This window comes from Hahella sp. NS-SX17 (assembly GCF_057367735.1).
Genome location: NZ_CM170632.1, coordinates 4196435 through 4212547, shown reverse-complemented (window position 1 = coordinate 4212547; position 16113 = coordinate 4196435). Strand labels below are relative to the sequence as shown.

Genomic DNA, 16113 nt, shown 5'->3' with positions numbered 1-16113 from the left:
TAGACGATTATCATCGCTCGCTGTCAGCAGGCGACGCCGTGCAACTGGTCATAGGCGGCGACCATGCCGCGGATATCCCTGTGTTGCATGACGAAATCCCTGGGGTTGGCCTTCAGGTTTGTGCGCAGGCTATGGCGCAGCGCCTTCGCCAGGGCGACGGAACTCCCTGCTGGAACCAGAATGCCGGTGATCGGGCAGAGCGCCTCCCGGCTGCCGCCCACGTCGGTGATCACGGCGCGCGCGCCGCAGGCCTGGGCTTCCAGCGGAGACAAGGGCATGCCTTCCGCCTTGGAGGCCAGACAGAAAACATCCAATGCCTGATAGAAGCGCGGCATGTCATCAACCAGCCCCAGGAAATGCACTCTGTCGCTGAGGTTCAGGTCCCGCACCTGCTGCTGCAATTTCGCTTCCTGCGGCCCCCGACCGGCGAGCGCCAGATGAACGTTCGGCGGCAGGCGGAACATGGCGTCGAGCAACACATCGTGCCCCTTCACTTCATGCATGCGCGCCGCGCAGCCGATGATCGCCGCAACTTCCGGCAGGCCGAAGGCGCGGCGCGCGGCGATTTTGCTTCCAGGCTGAAAAATGCAGGTGTCGATGCCGTTAGGGATCACTTGCGGCTCGGCGCTGGGGATGCGGCTTCTGATGTGAGCGGCGACGATTTCGGCGTCGGCCACCAGTTGCGGGCGAATATACTTTAAGCATTTGGAAACCAGGCTCTGATGGTTGTCCAGTCCCAGATGCCAGGCATCGTGTTCGGTATGGATCAGAACGGGAACGCGCGCGAAACGCGCCGCCGCGCCGCCGTAAAGTAACGGACCGATATGATGGGTGTGCACCACATCGGCTTTGAGGGTTTTAAACAAGGTCGACAGTTGCAATAACAGGCGCGGCTGCAACCCGGGTTGTTTGTCGAGAAAATGCATGGCGCCTGCGTACTGACGCAAGCGCGGCCAGTGGGAGATCATTTGCTGCTTCTGGCCTTCCAGGCTGACCAGATGCACGTCGGCGTTCTCGCCAGCGAAGCGCTGCAGCTCCAGACAAATGCTTTCGATGCCGCCCGGCGACAAGTGCTGCACCACTTGGACGACGACTTTAAGGGGTGAAGGTGTCGATGTCATGGCTATACCTCGTTATATACCTTGTTAGGTGACTTGCGATCAGGGTTCGACCGGCGTCAGGTCGCGAGCGGATTGAAATCCGATGGCGACTTGTCTGAAGTCCGGCAGGCGCGAGATGACCGGCGCGCCGATAATTTTTTCCGCCACGTCGCGACGAATGACGCTGGTGTCGATAATCTCCAGGATCACGGCGATGGCCGCGCCAAGAAACAGACCGCCCAGCGCGCCGCTGATGAAATAGACCACCAGGGGCAGATTGATAGGCGCGTGAGGCGTGAACGGGCGATCAATGATCTTGACCCGGTCGTGTTCTTCGAAACGCCCCAGCGCGCCGGTGACTTTGGCCATTTCGTAGCGCTTGAGCAGGTCGTCGTAAATGTGTTGCTTGGTGGCGATGTCGCGCTCCAGCTCCCGCAGGCGCTGCTCGACCTGGGCGAAGCTGTCGAGTTTGGTCTTCAGGCGCGTCAGAGTCTGCTGCAGGCTGGCGGTCTCCTGCGTCAACTGCTGTTGGCGGGACTGCGCCTGCTGAATGGATTCAAGCTGCGACACCAGTAAAGGGCTGACCCGGTTGCCTGCGGCGCCGTACTCGTCTCCGACGTCAGCGAACTCCGCCGCCAGGCGCCAAAGCTCATCGATATTCTGCGGAGTCATACGACGGGTTTGCGCCACCAGCGTATCCCGCTCCTGACGCAGTCGCTGCAGGCTGTGTCTGGCGGCCACCACCAGGCTGTGTTTATCCGTGTAGCGGGCCTGTAATTGATTCAGCTCGGCGCTGGCGCGGATGATGTCCGCTTCAATGGAGGCAAGCAGTGGATTGGCCTTGAGCAACTGGGTGTTCAGCGCTTCAATGGCGGCGTCAGCGCCCGCCAGCTCCACTTGCTTGATCTGCAGTTGCTTCTCTGTTTCCCGCAGCTGTTCGATATCGAAGTGCATCTGGCCGGGCAGGCTGCCGCTGTACTGGGATTTAAACGCGGCCAGAGTGTTTTCCGCCGTCAGTAGCGCCTCTTGTTGCGTCAGCAGTTGCTCCTCCAGGAAATTCTCGGAGGCATCAATGGACGACCGCTCGGGAGCGAGCAATACATTCAAAAAATGCCTGGATGTCACCTCCAGGGTACGCGCCATGTCGCGAGGGGAAGAGTCAGTAAGGCTGATCTTGATGATGTCGGAACCGATCAGCTCGACTTTCAGGGAGTGGGAAAGACGATTCAGCACTGGATCGCTGATGCGGCCGCTGTCCTGGTCGGCCAGCCCCATCTCCTGGGCGACCTCGCCCAGCATGTGGCGCGAGTGCAGCAACGCCTGCAGGGCGGCCATACGCTCTTTGAGTTGAGTGGACACGGAAAAGTCCGCCAGAAATGGATTGAGTTTGGAGGTCTCCTGAATCAGCAGCGTGGTGTAGCTTTGATATTTTTTCGGCGTCACCGCGCCAATGAGCAACGCCAGAAAAGGCGCCGCCAGCAACGGCGCCACAATGGCGTAGCGGCGACGCCATGCGGCTGCGGCCATGTAGTGAAGATTCAGAAAGACGCCGACGCGCATGGCCTTATCCCTTGACGCTCAGGCGAGCGCTGGAAGCGGGGAGGTTGGGGTTGAAGCGGATATCCACCGGGAACCCGCGCATCGCCAGCAATGTACGCACCTTGCCGCCCCAATGCAGGCTCTCATTGAGCGCCTGGAATGGCGGCGTGGCGTTGGTGGCGGCCACTTGCAGCAGCAATCCCTTATCCATACAGTCTGCGCAGCGGCTCACGAACGCCAGGGCCTGCGCTTCCAGCTGGCGCCAGCCTGGGCTCTCCAGGGGCGCGTCGATGGCGTCGATGTCCAGGGTCAGGTATGACGGCGCGCTCTCCTGAGCCGGCGTTTGCGCGAAAGCTAACAGAGCCTGATTCACGCGCTCTATATCGGACCGCTCACCTTGCATGGCGCAGCCGGCCAGTACCTGAGCGGCGATGATCGGAAGCGTCTTAACCCATTTATTCATAGCGACATCCATCTGTGTTGGTTAGGGGGTTCGTTTAAAACATCTCTTGCCTGTTAAGTAACCAAAAAGCGTTCCAATTATTTTTGCTAACTAAATCAATGGACTATGGATTGCCTTGGTCCGGTGTTCGCATTTTGCGTCGAACTGTGCGGCGCTATGTGCAAATTGCTGCAGACGCTGTTTGACGGTTTGCGCCCGCCGCGACCAGGACTCCTGCGCAGCGGCTTCTCTGAGCTGGTTGGCGCTGGCGTGGAAAGGGCAGGCCTCGATTTGTCGCAACGCGTCGACAAACTCTTCCGCACCATCGGCGATGCGAACCAGGCGGCCGTAACTTTCCACCGCCGGGAAACGGGTGGAGACGATGCTGGCGCCCGCCGCCATATACTCACGCAGCTTGAGCGGGTTGCAGGCCATGATCTGGCCGTTGCGCCGAAACGGCAGCAGGGAGGCGCGCCAGTGTTGCGCGTAGGCGGGCAGCTCGTGATGTAGACGTGGTCCCAGCAGGCGGACATTGTCGAGGCGGCGCAGCGGCGCCACGTCAGTCTGAACGGCGCCGATTACAACAAATGTCCAATGGGGCAGGGCGCGTGCGCAATGAGCCATCAGCTCTACGTCAAACCATTCCGACACAGAGCCGTAGAAGCCCGCCACCGGGCCTTCCACCGGCAGATCATGGGGGCGGGACCGGGGTGAGCTGAACAGGCGGTAATCCACCCCGTGGGGCAGGCATTCCGTTTTGGCGGCGGCGAAGCGGCTTCCCAGGGCTTCGCTGGCGACAAAGATCTGATCCGCCTTACGCGCTAGCTCGGACTCCATCATCGCGATAGGTTTGTGGTCGACTCCGGCCAGACTGCTGAAGTCATCGCCGCAGTAATAGACGACGCCGCGTTCGCCGAGGCGTCCCACCAGGTCCGCCATTGAAGGCAGAGAGGACCACAAGATCGGCGCGCTGTCCTTGCGGATATAGGGCGCGAGCTGGCGTTTGAGCAGCGCTGCGTTCAGCTTTCTGATTACTTTCGAGGCGAACAGCGGGATCACCAGCGGGTTAATCACGCGGGAAGGGGAGCTGGAGTCCGGTGTTAGGTCTTTGTCGCCTTCTTTGCTTTGCCGGGGGGAGCCGGCGCTGAAGCGGGAAATCAGCTTACGAGCCAGGCGCAGCAAATCATGCCGGTTCAGGCGCGGGCGGCGCAGGCCGATGGAATTGACCCAGATAATCTCATAATCGTCGCTGAGGTGGCGGATCAGGTGCTGGGTGCTGCTGGGGTGGCCGCCCCAGTCTTCGCCGAAAACGATCAATTGCGGTTTGCTTACTGCGTTCATCATGGCTTATTGCTCCTCCGTCAGCGTTCGCAGCACCCGTGCGGGAACTCCGCCCGCCAGCACGTTGGGAGGGAGGTCGCGGGTGACCACGCTGCCGGCGGCCACAATGGTATTGCGACCGATGCGGACCCCCGCCATCACACTGACGCCAGTGGCGAGCCAGACGTTATCTTCCAGCACGATCGCACCGACCTGGTCGTCGGTTTCAGGCTTGCCGGCGGCGCGGGCGGCCGCGTTCAGAGGATGGCCGGGATAGCCCGCCAGGAAGGCGCGTCCGGCGATGCGCACGTTGTCTCCCAGAATGACTTCGGAGCCCACGGCGATAGTGGTCTGCCAGCCGATATCCACATTGTCGCCAACGATCAGGCGGGGCGTGTTGCAGGACGATGTCCTGCCCGAAAACGTCGCCTGACCAGAGACCCGGCAATCAGCGCCCATCCGCAGATTCAGCGCTCCGGTGACCAGAGGCATGCCGGAGTACAAATAAAGCCCCCGCGCGGGAGACTCCAGACGGGACTGAAACAGCGGCGTCCAATAAAAGATGCGCGACAGATTCTCCAGCATGCCGCTCAGGCTGCGATGGGCTAAATACAACGGCTTGTGCAGAACGCGAATGCAAGGCAATTGAAAACGGCGAACGCCGAAGTAGACGGCGCGCAGGGCCCCTGCCGCCATGGAGTCGCTGTGTTTGATGCGGGTGCGCAGGGTCGTTCCTGAAAGTGTGTTCATAGTAGACCTCCTCGGGTGATTTAGGAGGCGTCAGGCAGTTTATGGGCCAAAGCGAATTATTCTCGAAGGATCAGAATCTTAGCGCCTGGCGGGGGAAGTACGGGCGCTGCGGCGGCGCGGGCGGCATGGCGTTTTGATTTGCAAATTAAAAATACAGCGACGTCTTCGCCTCATCGCCGTGGTGGACGAAAAAGGCTAAGTAGTTGCTGCAAAAGGAGATTAGGCGATTTTTGGCTAACTGGCGCGGAAGTTGATGCCTCTCCTGGCAAAACCATGAGGAACGACTATGACCATTTGCAGCATCAGCATTCCCCTGCAACAGGGGCGCCCCATCCTTTCCCTGGAGCGTGACGCGTCCGTCATGTTCAAACGCAATGCCCACAGCGGACTGACTCATTTTTCCGGTCCCGACTTTCATCTGTTGGCGTGGGGAGATCCCGCTCATTGTGACCAGGATGCGGAAATCAGATCGAACTGTCGTCGTGGATTGTTCAAGGCCTATTGGGGCCGCTCCTGGATTTACGTAGACAGGGAGCGCAATCAAGTCGCCGGGTGCACCGATCGTCTGGGTCTTTTTCCTATTCTCTATAACCATACGTCGAGCCAGTTGACGATCGCTTCCGATCGGGGCGTCATGTTGGAATTATTGGGAGACGCCGCTCAGATCAACCCCCAGGCGCTGCTGGATTTACTGGCATTCGGACAGGTCATGGACGAACAGTCCATCATGCAGGGCGTCACCCAATTGCGCGCGTCGCGGTGCTTCCAGTTTTCCAGCGACGGACAATTGCAGTTGCGGGACTTCCCTCCCTATCGATTGCAGAAGGTGCGGTGCGCCAGCCTTAATGAGGCCATTGACGCCTTTGTCGGCGCGGTGGACAAGTGCTTTCAGTCCAGCCCGCGGATGGCGGTTTCCCTGTCTGGCGGTCTGGATTCCAGACTTATTCTGGCGGCGGCCCTGAAACTGGGGCGCAAGCCTGTGGCCTTTTGTTACGGCTCTCCCGATTCGGCGGATATGAGAATCGCCAGGGACATCGCCGAAACCCATCAGCTGCCGTTCTTCGCTGGCGATATGCGCGGCACGGATCGCTGGAGCTCCATGAAGCGCATCGCCTTGCGAGGCGGCTGTGAGGTGCCGGTGCAACACGGTCACGCTCTGGCGGATGAAGCGCTGCTGGATCAAACCCGCGGCTTCACGGTTGTTACGGGAACCGGCGCAGAGACGTTTCGGGCCTTTTATTACGACCGGGGCGCGCCGGGATACTCGCTGATGGCGGTGGACAAACTGGCGTCGCGCCTGTTGCCCTATGCGCGTCGATATATTCGTGAAGAGTTCGGCAAGCTCGCCAATCCGGTGATTCGCGCTTTTCCTGACCTGGGGGGACGTTTGGAGGAGCGCTTTCAGATGATGCTGGACCGCTATCACGATTGCGAAACTGACGCCGCGGATCTGATGGATAACGTCTATCTGGCGGAGCGGGTCGGGCGCATGGTGGTGTCCGGTCAGCAATTGCTCGACAACGATTACGAGCGCTGCCATCCGTTTCTGCATCCCAGCGTGCTTGAAACCCTGGGCGCGCTCCCGGTGCGTCTGCGTCTGGGCAGTCTGTTTCATCGCAAAGCCATCGCCAGACTGAGCCCGTCTCTGGCGGCGGTCGCCTGGGATAAAACCGGCAGACCTCTGCGCTCGGGGCTGCGCTGGCGGGAGCGTTATCCCGGTCTGGCCGCCAGACTGGGGAGCCAGCCCAGCTGGGGCAAAGCCTCCAACGGCGTTTTCGATTACAACGCCTGGCTGGATCTGGACAACGTAGAGCCCATGCGGTCGCCGCTGTTGCAGGAAGGGCTCAGTGAAGGCGATTTCAAACGTGGCGTGGACGCCTTGCTGACGGATGCTTCAGCGCTGCATGTGCGTGGTCTGAACATGGTGCTGGGGTATTTGAACCCTGGCCGCAGGACGGTGGAGGGCCGAGTATGAATGCAATCTGCAGAGGCGCGTTTGATTTGCCGGCGTCCACGCCACTGAAGCATGTGGGATATGTGTTGCCGCAATTTCCAGTGCTCACGGAAACCTTTGTGGGCGTGGAGATGCGGGCGATGCAGCGGCTGGGGCATGAGGTGACGCCCATCTCGTTGACCTATCCGCAGGATGGCTGGCAGCCCCGGGACGAGGCGCTGGCGGCCGCCGCCTTGTATGTGGGCGATTGCAGTCGCTGGCGGGGCGGGTTTTCCTGGCTGAAGAATCTCAGGGGGTGGGCGCCCAGCGCTCGTTTCGCTCTGGGGCAGGACGGGATTCGCACCCGCTCGCTGTTGCTGCAGGCGGCGCAAGTCGCGGCGTTGGCGCAGAGTCGAGGGTGTCGCCATCTGCACGCGCATTTCGCGTTGCATTCCGCTGCCGTGGCCATCGCCGCCGCTCGGCTGATGGGCGTGACCTGCTCGTTTGTCGGCCACGGTTTTGATGTCTACGTCAGTCCGGCGGATCTTGGCCACAAGCTTTCCTCTGCGGATTTCAGCGTGGCGGTATGCGGCCACATGGAGCAGTACTTCAGCTCACTGACGCGGCGCGGCGCGAAGGTCGTCAACATTCCTTGCGGCGTGGAGCTGGAGCGTTTTCCTTATCAGCACGGGGTGGGCGCCAGAGGCCGGCTGTTGTTTGTAGGCCGGTTGACGGAGAAAAAGGGACTCAGGCATCTGCTGGAAGCGCTGGCGGCGCTGCCTGCGGAGGATCGACTTAAGCTGGACATTGTCGGCGATGGCCCATTAGAGACGGCCCTGCGCGAACAGGTCGCCAGCCTGAGTTTACAGGATCGGGTGACTTTCCTCGGCGGTCGCGAGGCGGAATGGATCAGCGCCGCGATGTCGCGCTATCACGCTTTAGTGGCGCCGTTTTGCGAAGCGCCCAATGGCGACAGAGACACCGGGCCGCTGGTGTTGAAGGAAGCCATGGCGGTGGGATTGCCGGTGGTGACAACCCGGTTTATGGGGGCGGCGGAGATCGTGCAGCCGGAGTGCGGTTTTCTGGCGGCGTCGGGAGACAGTCAAAGCCTGGCGTGCGCTATTCAACGTCTGCTTGACGCGTCAGACCGATCGCTGCAGAAAATGGTGCTGAATGCGCGTCGCAGAGTGGTGGCGGAATATTCCTCCGTGCGCCAGGCCCGTTTGTTGTCGCTCGCAATACAAGAGCTTTAAACATGTCTTCGCTACTCAGGCAGGCGGTGTACTACGGACTGGGGCTGGTGCTCATGAAGGGCGTCAGTTTCGTCATGCTGCCGGTGATCACCCATTATTTGTCTCCCTACGAGTATGGCCGTCTTGATGTCCTGCTGACCCTGATGAACCTGCTTGGGCTGTTGATCGGTCTGGGAGTGGTGGACGCCATGTATCGTTTTGCCGGCATGGCCGCCAGCGAAGAGCAGCGCCGCAAAGTGATCGGTAGCGCCTACTTTCTCAGTTGTCTGGCGGGCGTTGTGGTGTTTGCGGCGTTACGGCCGGCGGCGTCCTGGTTGAATCAGTGGTTGCCCGCTTCATACAGCGATCAGGAGCTGTCGCTGTGCCTGGCGGCGCTGGCGTTGAGCGGGTTTATTTCCGTGCCGTTGGCCTGGATGCGTATGCAGGACCGGGCGGAATGGTTCTTTTGCTTCAGCGTGGGCAAGGCTTGTCTGCATGCGGCGCTGGTCTATCTGCTGCTGCGCAAGGGACTGGGGCTCGATGCGGTGCTGTGGGGAGCGCTGGTTTCCAATGCGGCGCTGGCCCTGGGCGCGCTGGCGGTGCAGGGGCGTTATGTCGCTCCCACCGCAGCGGTGGCGCTGGCGGCGCCATTACTGAAATATGGGGTTCCCCTGGTGGGAGGGGGCGTTTGCATTTTCCTGACCCAGGGGGCGGAGCGTTGGCTCCTGGCGGGTCTGGGCGGTGCGGAGGAGCTGGCGGTATATGGCGTCGCCGCTCAGTTTGCGTTAGTGGTGGCGTTAGCGATTGAGCCTTACACGCTTTGGTGGTTTCCCCGTCGCTTCCAAGTACTGGGTGGCGCCGACGGCGTCGACCTGAACGCTCATTACGCTGCGGCGGGGGCCATGATGGCGTTGTCCGTGGCGATTCTGGCGGGGTGCGCCGGTCCCTGGGCGCTGGCATGGCTGCTTCCGCCTGACTATGACATGGCGGCGCAGTTGCTGCCCTGGCTGGCGCTGGCGATGGGTTTGAAACAGTGCTCCCATATCATGAACGTCGGCTGTTATGTGGACGCCGATACGCGCCTGCCCACCGGGCTTAATGTGCTGGTAGCCGCTGTCGCGGTTCCTGTTTATGCGGTAGCGGCGGCGTACAGCGGGGTCATGGGGGTGGTGTACGCCGCCGTATTGATTTACGCCCTGCGTTTTGCCGTCTTTGTCTACGCCAGCCAGCGCCGGCTGTGGCTGAGTTATCCCTGGCGCGATCTTAGCGTCGTGATCGGCGCCGCCGGGCTCACTCCTGCGCTGATGCAGGTCGAGCAGCCGCTGGCGGCGATGTGCGTGGGCGGCGTTGGGCTGGTCCGCGCAGGGGCGACCTTGTTGCACAAACAGCGTCAGGTGAGCGCATCGATGGGGGCGGAGCCGTGCAATCCTTGAACCATCGCGGCCAATTACTGCTGGGCGTCGGTGGCGTCGCCCTGCTGTCCCTGGGGGTTTATGTGTCGCCTCATCCCATACTGGCCGGCTTGGCGCCCTTGGGGGTGCTGGCGGCGGTGGGCGTGTTTCGGGCCCCGTTTCTGGTGTGTCTCGGTTTTATTCTGTTTTCGTTCTTTCGCCTGCACGAGGCCTTTCCCGTTCTAGGGCCGTTTCGCATTCCCCAGTTGCTGGCGCTGGCCTCTCTGGCGGTGCTGAGCTGGCGCTTATTCGTTTCCAGGACCATGGAAGTTTACTGGAGTCGTGAGCTGACCCTGTTCGCCTGTTTTTTTGCGCTGACGGCCTGTGGCGTCATGCTCGCCACCAACCGGGGCGCAGCCATGGGCGCTTTTACCGGCACTTACGTGAAAATCGCCATTATGGTGCTGGCCATCGCCTGGCTGACGCGCACGTCGCGAGACTTTTCCGTCGCCGCCTGGGCTTTTATCGGCGCGGGCGTGGCGATCGCGCTGGTCGCCATTTCCAACAAGCTTAACGGCATCGGTCTGGTGGAAGGGTCCAGGGTCACCATCGGCCGCAACATCGGCTCAATGATCGGCGACCCCAACGATCTGGCCCTGGTGCTGACTTTTCCACTGAGCTTCGCCGCCAGCATGCTGCTGACTCAGGGGCAAACCCGGGGCAGGGCGTTGCTGGGAGCATGTGCGTACGGCGTTATCGTCTGGGCGATTATTTGCACCCAAAGTCGTGGCGGTTTGCTGGGCATTACCGCCGTGACCGGCGTGCTCGTATGGCGTCGGGTGCGCAATAAAATGCTGGTGATGGTGATTGGCGGGATAGCGCTGACGGTACTGGTCGCCGCTGCGGGCATTTCCGACCGCGCCTCCGGCGGTGCGGCGGAGGACGGCATCGACGAGTCCGCCATGGGACGGATATACGCCTGGCAGGCTGCATTTAATATGGCGCTGGCGCATCCATTCACCGGCGTCGGCATCGACAACTTTTACTCCAATTATTACTTCTACAGCCCTCACTGGGACGGTAAGAATCATGCGGTGCATTCGACCTGGTTTCAGGTGCTGGCGGAAACAGGATTTGTCGGTCTCGGCTGTTTCATCGTGTTGCTGGCGGGGATGTTCAGAAAGATTTTCAGCGTGTTAAGGCGTTTGAGTTATGGCTCCGCACCTGATCATACGCAGTTGATGATGGCTAACGCTCTGTTATCCGGTCTTACTGGTTTCTGTGTTTCCGGAACTTTTCTTACTCAGGGTTTTATCTGGCCGTTGTATATCCTGCTGGCCCTGACTGTGGCGGCGGGACGCGCAGTGGAGCGGCCGCGCGCGCATGGGTGAGCGAGAAGTTGAACAGATCGTTTATGAGTTGGTATGCATGCTGCAACCACCCGTTTATTCACTCCCAGACAGGTTGTTTGGTCTGGCTTTTTTGCAATCTGCGAAGCGTAACGTTATTGAGGTAGCATTATGACCACCCCTTTGCCTTTGGTTTCCGTCATCATTCCGTCTTTCAACTGCCTGAAGTATCTGCCTGAGGCCGTTAACTCCGTGCTGGAGCAGGACTACCCGAACCTGGAGCTGATCATTGTTGATGACGGCTCGACAGACGGCTCCAGAGAGTGGCTGCGTAATTTCACCCTGGGATACAACGGGGCGTTGACCGCGTTGTATGACAAAGGGTTGGGCGCAGGCGGCGCGCGCAATCTGGGCGTGAGCTACGCTAAAGGGGAACTGGTGGCGTTTCTGGACGCCGATGACTTGTGGGAGCCGGGTAAACTCGCGCGGCAGGTGGCGTATCACCAACAAACCCCGGATGCTGTGTTGAGTTTTACTGACTATGTGCATGTCCACGAAAACAACAGCGCCGTGATCTGCGGCTGTTTCGAATTCTGGCCGCATTTTCAGGAAGTCGCCATGAGCGGGCTGAAAGCCGGGGATATGGGCGAGCATGCCTACTGCACGCTGGATCGACCGACCGCGACACTGTATGTTGAAAACGTCGTCGGCACCTCTAGTGTTATGGTTTCCAGAGACGCCTTTTTTGCAGTGGGCGGCTTCGACGTCAGCTTGTTGTCCGCCAGCGACTGGGACCTGTGGCTGAAGCTGTCCACTGTAGGGGACGTCGGATTCACGCTGGCTCAGGATATGCGCTACCTCATTCGTCGCGGCGCCATTTCCCGCAGCATGGGCAAACGTCTGGCGGCGGTGAGAACGATTCTGGCCCGACATTTAGACGCCGCCCTGGAACAGGACCCTCAGTCGTTAAGGCTCGCGCAAGCGCAACTGGCGGCGGCCTATCGAGACTATCATCGCAGCCGCGGAGAATGGTGGAAAGCGGCTACTTCCGGCATGACCGCCTTCCTGAAACAACCCTCGCGCCGCCATTTCAAAGGCGTTATCAGCAGCCTGCTGGCGCACCGGGAAGTGCGTTTGCAGTAAAACGATTAATACTTAAACTAAAACCCCGTTCGCCCTGAGCCTGTCGAAGGGTGGCAGTCCCGCAGTGATCTTGAGCAAATCAATAACTCAACGGGAATAACTTCCATTTGAGTGGACTGGTTTTGGATGAAAGCTCTGGGAGGCCCTTCGACAGGCTCAGGGCGAACGGGGTGGGTTTGTTGTTTGCTTACATGTCCTCTGCTTTATGGGAAAGGCCGCAGCGATCTGACTGCCTGGATTGATAATAACCACCAAAAAAAACCGTTCGCCCTGAGCCTGTCGAAGGGCGGCCGTCTCGCAGTGACTTAGAGCAAATTACTATCCCAACCGGAAATAACGTTCATTTGAGCCGATTGGGTTGGGGACGCTCTGGAAGGCCCTTCGACAGGCTCAGGGCGAACGGGGGGTGAGTTTGTTGTTTGTGGATTGCTTACATGTCCTCTGCTTTATGGGAAAGGCCGCAGTGATCTGACTGCCTGGATTGATAACAACCACCAAAAAAACCGTTCGCCCTGAGCCTGTCGAAGGGTGGCCGTCTCGCAGTGACTTAGAGCAAATTACTATCCCAACGGGAAATAACGTTCATTTGAGCCGATTGGGTTGGGGACGCTCTGGGAGGCCCTTCGACAGGCTCAGGGCGAACGGGTTATGGTTTACTCCGAATCTTTCGTCTTTCAGATGGATGGTGGCGATTTGACTGCCAGATATATAGGCAGTGAGTTGCAAGAAGATTTATCCCGTTCGTTTGATTACGCATCGGCGCGCTTAATCTCAAAATAGGACTTATGTTTACTCTGTCATAAAGACGCACATCTGCAATTTGCAAAAGCATGGGTAGGTCGGAAAAGCGCAGCGCCTTCCGACAACGGCGTTCGAAATAGGTTCATGATATAACTTCGCAGAGTAGCGGCATTGCAATAAATTTCATGCTTTTTCTTGCCCTGGTTGTGACGCTGCGTGTCGGAAGGCGCTGCGCTTTTCCGACCTACCGAGCTAAATTAGCAAGGTGACAATACTTAAGCCCTTCGACAGGCTCAGGGCGAACGGGTTATGGTTAACTCCGAATCTTTCGTCTTTCAGATGAATGGTGGCGATTTGACTGCCAGATATATAGGCAGTGAGTTGCAAGAAGATTTATCCCGTTCGTTTGATTAAACATCGGCGCGCTTAATCTCAAAATAGGACTTATGTTTACTCTGTCATAAAGATGCACATCTGCAATTTGCAAAAGCATGGGTAGGTCGGAAAAGCGCAGCGCCTTCCGACAGCGGCGTTTGAAGTAGGCTCATGATATAACTGCGCCGAGTAGCGGTATTGCAATAAATTTCATGCTTTTTCTTGCCCTGGTTGTGACGCTACGTGTCGGAAGGCGCTGCGCTTTTCCGACCTACCGAGCTAAATTAGCAAGGTGACAATGCCTAAGCCCTTCGACAGGCTCAGGGCGAACGGGTTATGGTTAACTCCGAATCTTTCGTCTTTCAGATGGATGGTGGCGATTCGACTGCCAGATATATAGGCAGTGAGTTGCAAGAAGATTTATCCCGTTCGATTGATTAAACATCGGCGCGCTTAATCTCAAAATAGGACTTATGTTTACTCTGTCATAAAGACGCACATCTGCAATTTGCAAAAGCATGGGTAGGTCGGAAAAGCGCAGCGCCTTCCGACAGCGGCGTTTGAAATAGGCTCCTGATATAACATTTCCGAGTAGCGGCATTGCAATAAACTTCATGCTTTTTCTTGCCCTGGTTGTGTCGCTGAGTGTCAGAAGGCGCTGCGCTTTTCCGACCTACCGAGCATGCTGTTTTCCCAAGGTTAATCACTTCGATCTTCCTACAAAAAACTCACCCACCATTCATCACCACCATTTCCCGACACCCTTAAACTCAAAGAGAAACACAGTTTCGTCCTCTGTTCTTGCTCTCGTAAAGTCGCTCGTCCGCCAGTTGGAGTAACGCTTCCATCTCACAGACGTCTTTCAAGGAGCTGAGGGCGGCGACGCCGAAGCTGGCGGTGAAGCGGAGTTCGCCGTTTTCGGAGGTCATGGCGGAGCGCTCCAGGATGCCTCTTAGTTTTTCCGCTGTATGTACGCCTTTTTCCAGTTCCGTATTGGGCAGTACGATGACGAATTCTTCACCGCCGTAGCGGCATACCCAGTCGACGTTCTGGCGCAGGTTTTCAGACAGGATGCGGGCGAAGAACTTGAGGGCGCGATCGCCGATCAGGTGGCCGTGGCTGTCGTTGATGCGTTTGAAGTAGTCGATATCGGTCATGATGACGGACAGCGGCATGTGGTAGCGCTTGGATCGTTTGATCTCGCCGGGCAGCTTGGTGTACAGAAAGTGGCGATTGTAGACGTCGGTCAGCGGGTCTTGCTCCGCCATCTGCAATATCCTTTCTTTCTGCTCTTCCAGTTTACGTTGCTGCTGAATGATGCGCGCGCCGCAGTTGACCCGCGCCATCACTTCACTGGGCGAGGCGGATTTATTGATGAAGTCGTCGGCGCCGGCGCTCAGCCCTTCGACGACTTCTGCGGAAGAGTCCTTGCCCGTCAGCAGGATGATGTAGTGGTAATTTTTCTCCCAGCGGCGGATTTGCAGACAGAAATCCAGGCCCGAGAACGTAGGCATTATCCAGTCAGTAAGAATGATGGAGCAGGGATGGGTGTTCAGGATGTCCAGTCCCTCCTTTGCGCTGGCGGCCTTGAATACTTGATGGCCGGCTTCTTCCAGCAACAGAGAGAAGTACTCGCGGAAGAATGCGTCGTCGTCCACCAGTAGCACTTGCATGGCGTTCTGCTGATCCGGGCTTGTAACCCTGTTCTTCGGCGCGATTGACGAGTTCATATAGACGCCCTCAATAGAGTGGTTAATAAATAGTTTTTCTACACTGCGCAGGCCTGCTCGTAGATGCTGAGCAATTTGGGTATGCAGGCGGCGGCGCTGTAGCGGCTGGCGATGCGATTGGCGGCGGCGATGCGTACGCTGCGACGCTGATGCGACGTTCGTTCTCGCCAGTGAACAATGGCGTTGGAAAAAGCGTCGGCGGCGCCGGCGCAAATAAAACCATTTTCCCCATGATCAATCAGGTGGGGCAGGTCGCCGACGGGGGTGGAGAATACGGCGACTCCCCGTGACATCGCCTCCAGCGCCGTGTAGGGCAGACCTTCCGTATCTGAAGTAATCAACAGCGCATCGGCGCCTCCCCAGATCTTCTCTTGATCCGCCACACAGCCGTGTAAGGTCACATTGGCGGGCGCTTGCGCCCGAAGCAAAGGTTCCAGCGAGCCTGAGCCGTACATGTGAAAGTCCGCCGCAGGGAGACGGGCGGCGATGTCCAGAAACAGCGCGGGCCCTTTCTCTTTCTCCAGCCTGCCCACAAACAGAATTCGTTCGCGCCCGATCTCCGAGGGCGGATCAAGCTCTGGCGTCTCGATAAAATTGTTGACCAGTTCGCTCGCCCAAGGGCGCAGGCGCTGCTGGATCTCGCGGCTGACGCAAATGTTGGTGGACAAGCCGGCGCTGATTTTGTCGGCCAGGGTGTACAGCCAGAGTTTGCCCGCGCCCCGGTCGCCATTATGGAAGGTCGATACGCAGGGCGCTCCCGTCGCAGTGCTGGCCAGTCGTCCCATCACTCCGGCTTTATAGCCGTGGGTGTGCAATACGTCGAACTGGGCGGTTTTCAACAGTTGTATTAACTCCCTCAGGCCCCGCCGCAGCTTGACGGTGGGTACGCCACTGGCGGAGAGTCGGGCTTCCAAAGGGTGATCGCCGTAGTCCGCCATAAACGCCAACGCCACATTGACGCCGTGGGCCCGCAAGCCGGCGGCGAGGTGGGCGATATGCGTTTCTATGCCGCCGTAGCCGCGGCTGTCCAGGGCCAGCAGCACGTTTTTTGATGTCAGTGTCATGGGC

General features: G+C 58.9%; 12 protein-coding genes. 5 read left to right on the top strand and 7 right to left on the bottom strand.

Translation table 11 applies throughout. From position 1 onward, the window contains the following. Positions 1–23: 23 nt before the first annotated feature. From AC2IBB_RS18685 to AC2IBB_RS18665, 5 genes are all read right to left on the bottom strand, one after another. On the bottom strand, positions 24–1121 hold the full coding sequence (locus AC2IBB_RS18685) for a glycosyltransferase (protein WP_486328270.1): 1098 nt from the start codon (positions 1119–1121) through the stop codon (positions 24–26). Between the two features lie 39 nt (positions 1122–1160). Next, positions 1161–2660: a GumC family protein gene (locus AC2IBB_RS18680; protein ID WP_486328269.1), complete on the bottom strand. Its 1500-nt coding sequence runs from the start codon at positions 2658–2660 to the stop codon at positions 1161–1163. Between the two features lie 4 nt (positions 2661–2664). Further along, positions 2665–3102, bottom strand: a complete 438-nt coding sequence (locus AC2IBB_RS18675) for a hypothetical protein (protein ID WP_486328268.1) — start codon at positions 3100–3102, stop codon at positions 2665–2667. Positions 3103–3192: 90 nt separating this feature from the next. After that, positions 3193–4425 (bottom strand): glycosyltransferase, encoded by a 1233-nt coding sequence (locus tag AC2IBB_RS18670; RefSeq protein ID WP_486328267.1) that lies wholly within the window; start codon positions 4423–4425, stop codon positions 3193–3195. A gap of 3 nt (positions 4426–4428) precedes the next feature. Beyond that, a complete protein-coding gene (locus AC2IBB_RS18665; RefSeq protein WP_486328266.1) occupies positions 4429–5151 on the bottom strand; it encodes an acyltransferase in 723 nt (240 codons plus the stop codon). Positions 5152–5437: 286 nt separating this feature from the next. Here AC2IBB_RS18665 and AC2IBB_RS18660 point away from each other — a divergent pair, with 286 nt between their 5' ends. The 5 genes from AC2IBB_RS18660 (at position 5438) to AC2IBB_RS18640 (ending at position 12199) form a co-directional block, all read left to right on the top strand. Then, positions 5438–7126 carry an asparagine synthase-related protein gene (locus AC2IBB_RS18660; RefSeq protein ID WP_486328265.1) on the top strand — a complete coding sequence of 563 codons (1689 nt, stop codon included), beginning with the start codon at positions 5438–5440 and terminating at the stop codon, positions 7124–7126. Further along, positions 7123–8337 (top strand): glycosyltransferase, encoded by a 1215-nt coding sequence (locus tag AC2IBB_RS18655; protein ID WP_486328264.1) that lies wholly within the window; start codon positions 7123–7125, stop codon positions 8335–8337. Before AC2IBB_RS18660 ends, AC2IBB_RS18655 begins: the two co-directional genes overlap by 4 nt. Before the next feature lie 2 nt (positions 8338–8339). Next, a complete protein-coding gene (locus AC2IBB_RS18650; RefSeq protein WP_486328263.1) occupies positions 8340–9749 on the top strand; it encodes a lipopolysaccharide biosynthesis protein in 1410 nt (469 codons plus the stop codon). Further along, on the top strand, positions 9737–11098 hold the full coding sequence (locus tag AC2IBB_RS18645; protein ID WP_486328262.1) for an O-antigen ligase family protein: 1362 nt from the start codon (positions 9737–9739) through the stop codon (positions 11096–11098). Before AC2IBB_RS18650 ends, AC2IBB_RS18645 begins: the two co-directional genes overlap by 13 nt. Positions 11099–11227: 129 nt before the next feature. After that, positions 11228–12199, top strand: coding sequence for a glycosyltransferase family 2 protein (locus tag AC2IBB_RS18640; RefSeq protein WP_486328261.1), 972 nt, complete (start codon positions 11228–11230; stop codon positions 12197–12199). Positions 12200–14085: 1886 nt separating this feature from the next. Here AC2IBB_RS18640 and AC2IBB_RS18635 read toward each other — a convergent pair. Both AC2IBB_RS18635 and AC2IBB_RS18630 read right to left on the bottom strand, forming a co-directional pair. Then, positions 14086–15045, bottom strand: a complete 960-nt coding sequence (locus AC2IBB_RS18635) for a diguanylate cyclase (protein WP_486328260.1) — start codon at positions 15043–15045, stop codon at positions 14086–14088. A gap of 38 nt (positions 15046–15083) precedes the next feature. Continuing rightward, a complete protein-coding gene (locus tag AC2IBB_RS18630; RefSeq protein WP_486328259.1) occupies positions 15084–16109 on the bottom strand; it encodes a glycosyltransferase in 1026 nt (341 codons plus the stop codon). Between the last annotated feature and the right edge of the window lie 4 nt (positions 16110–16113).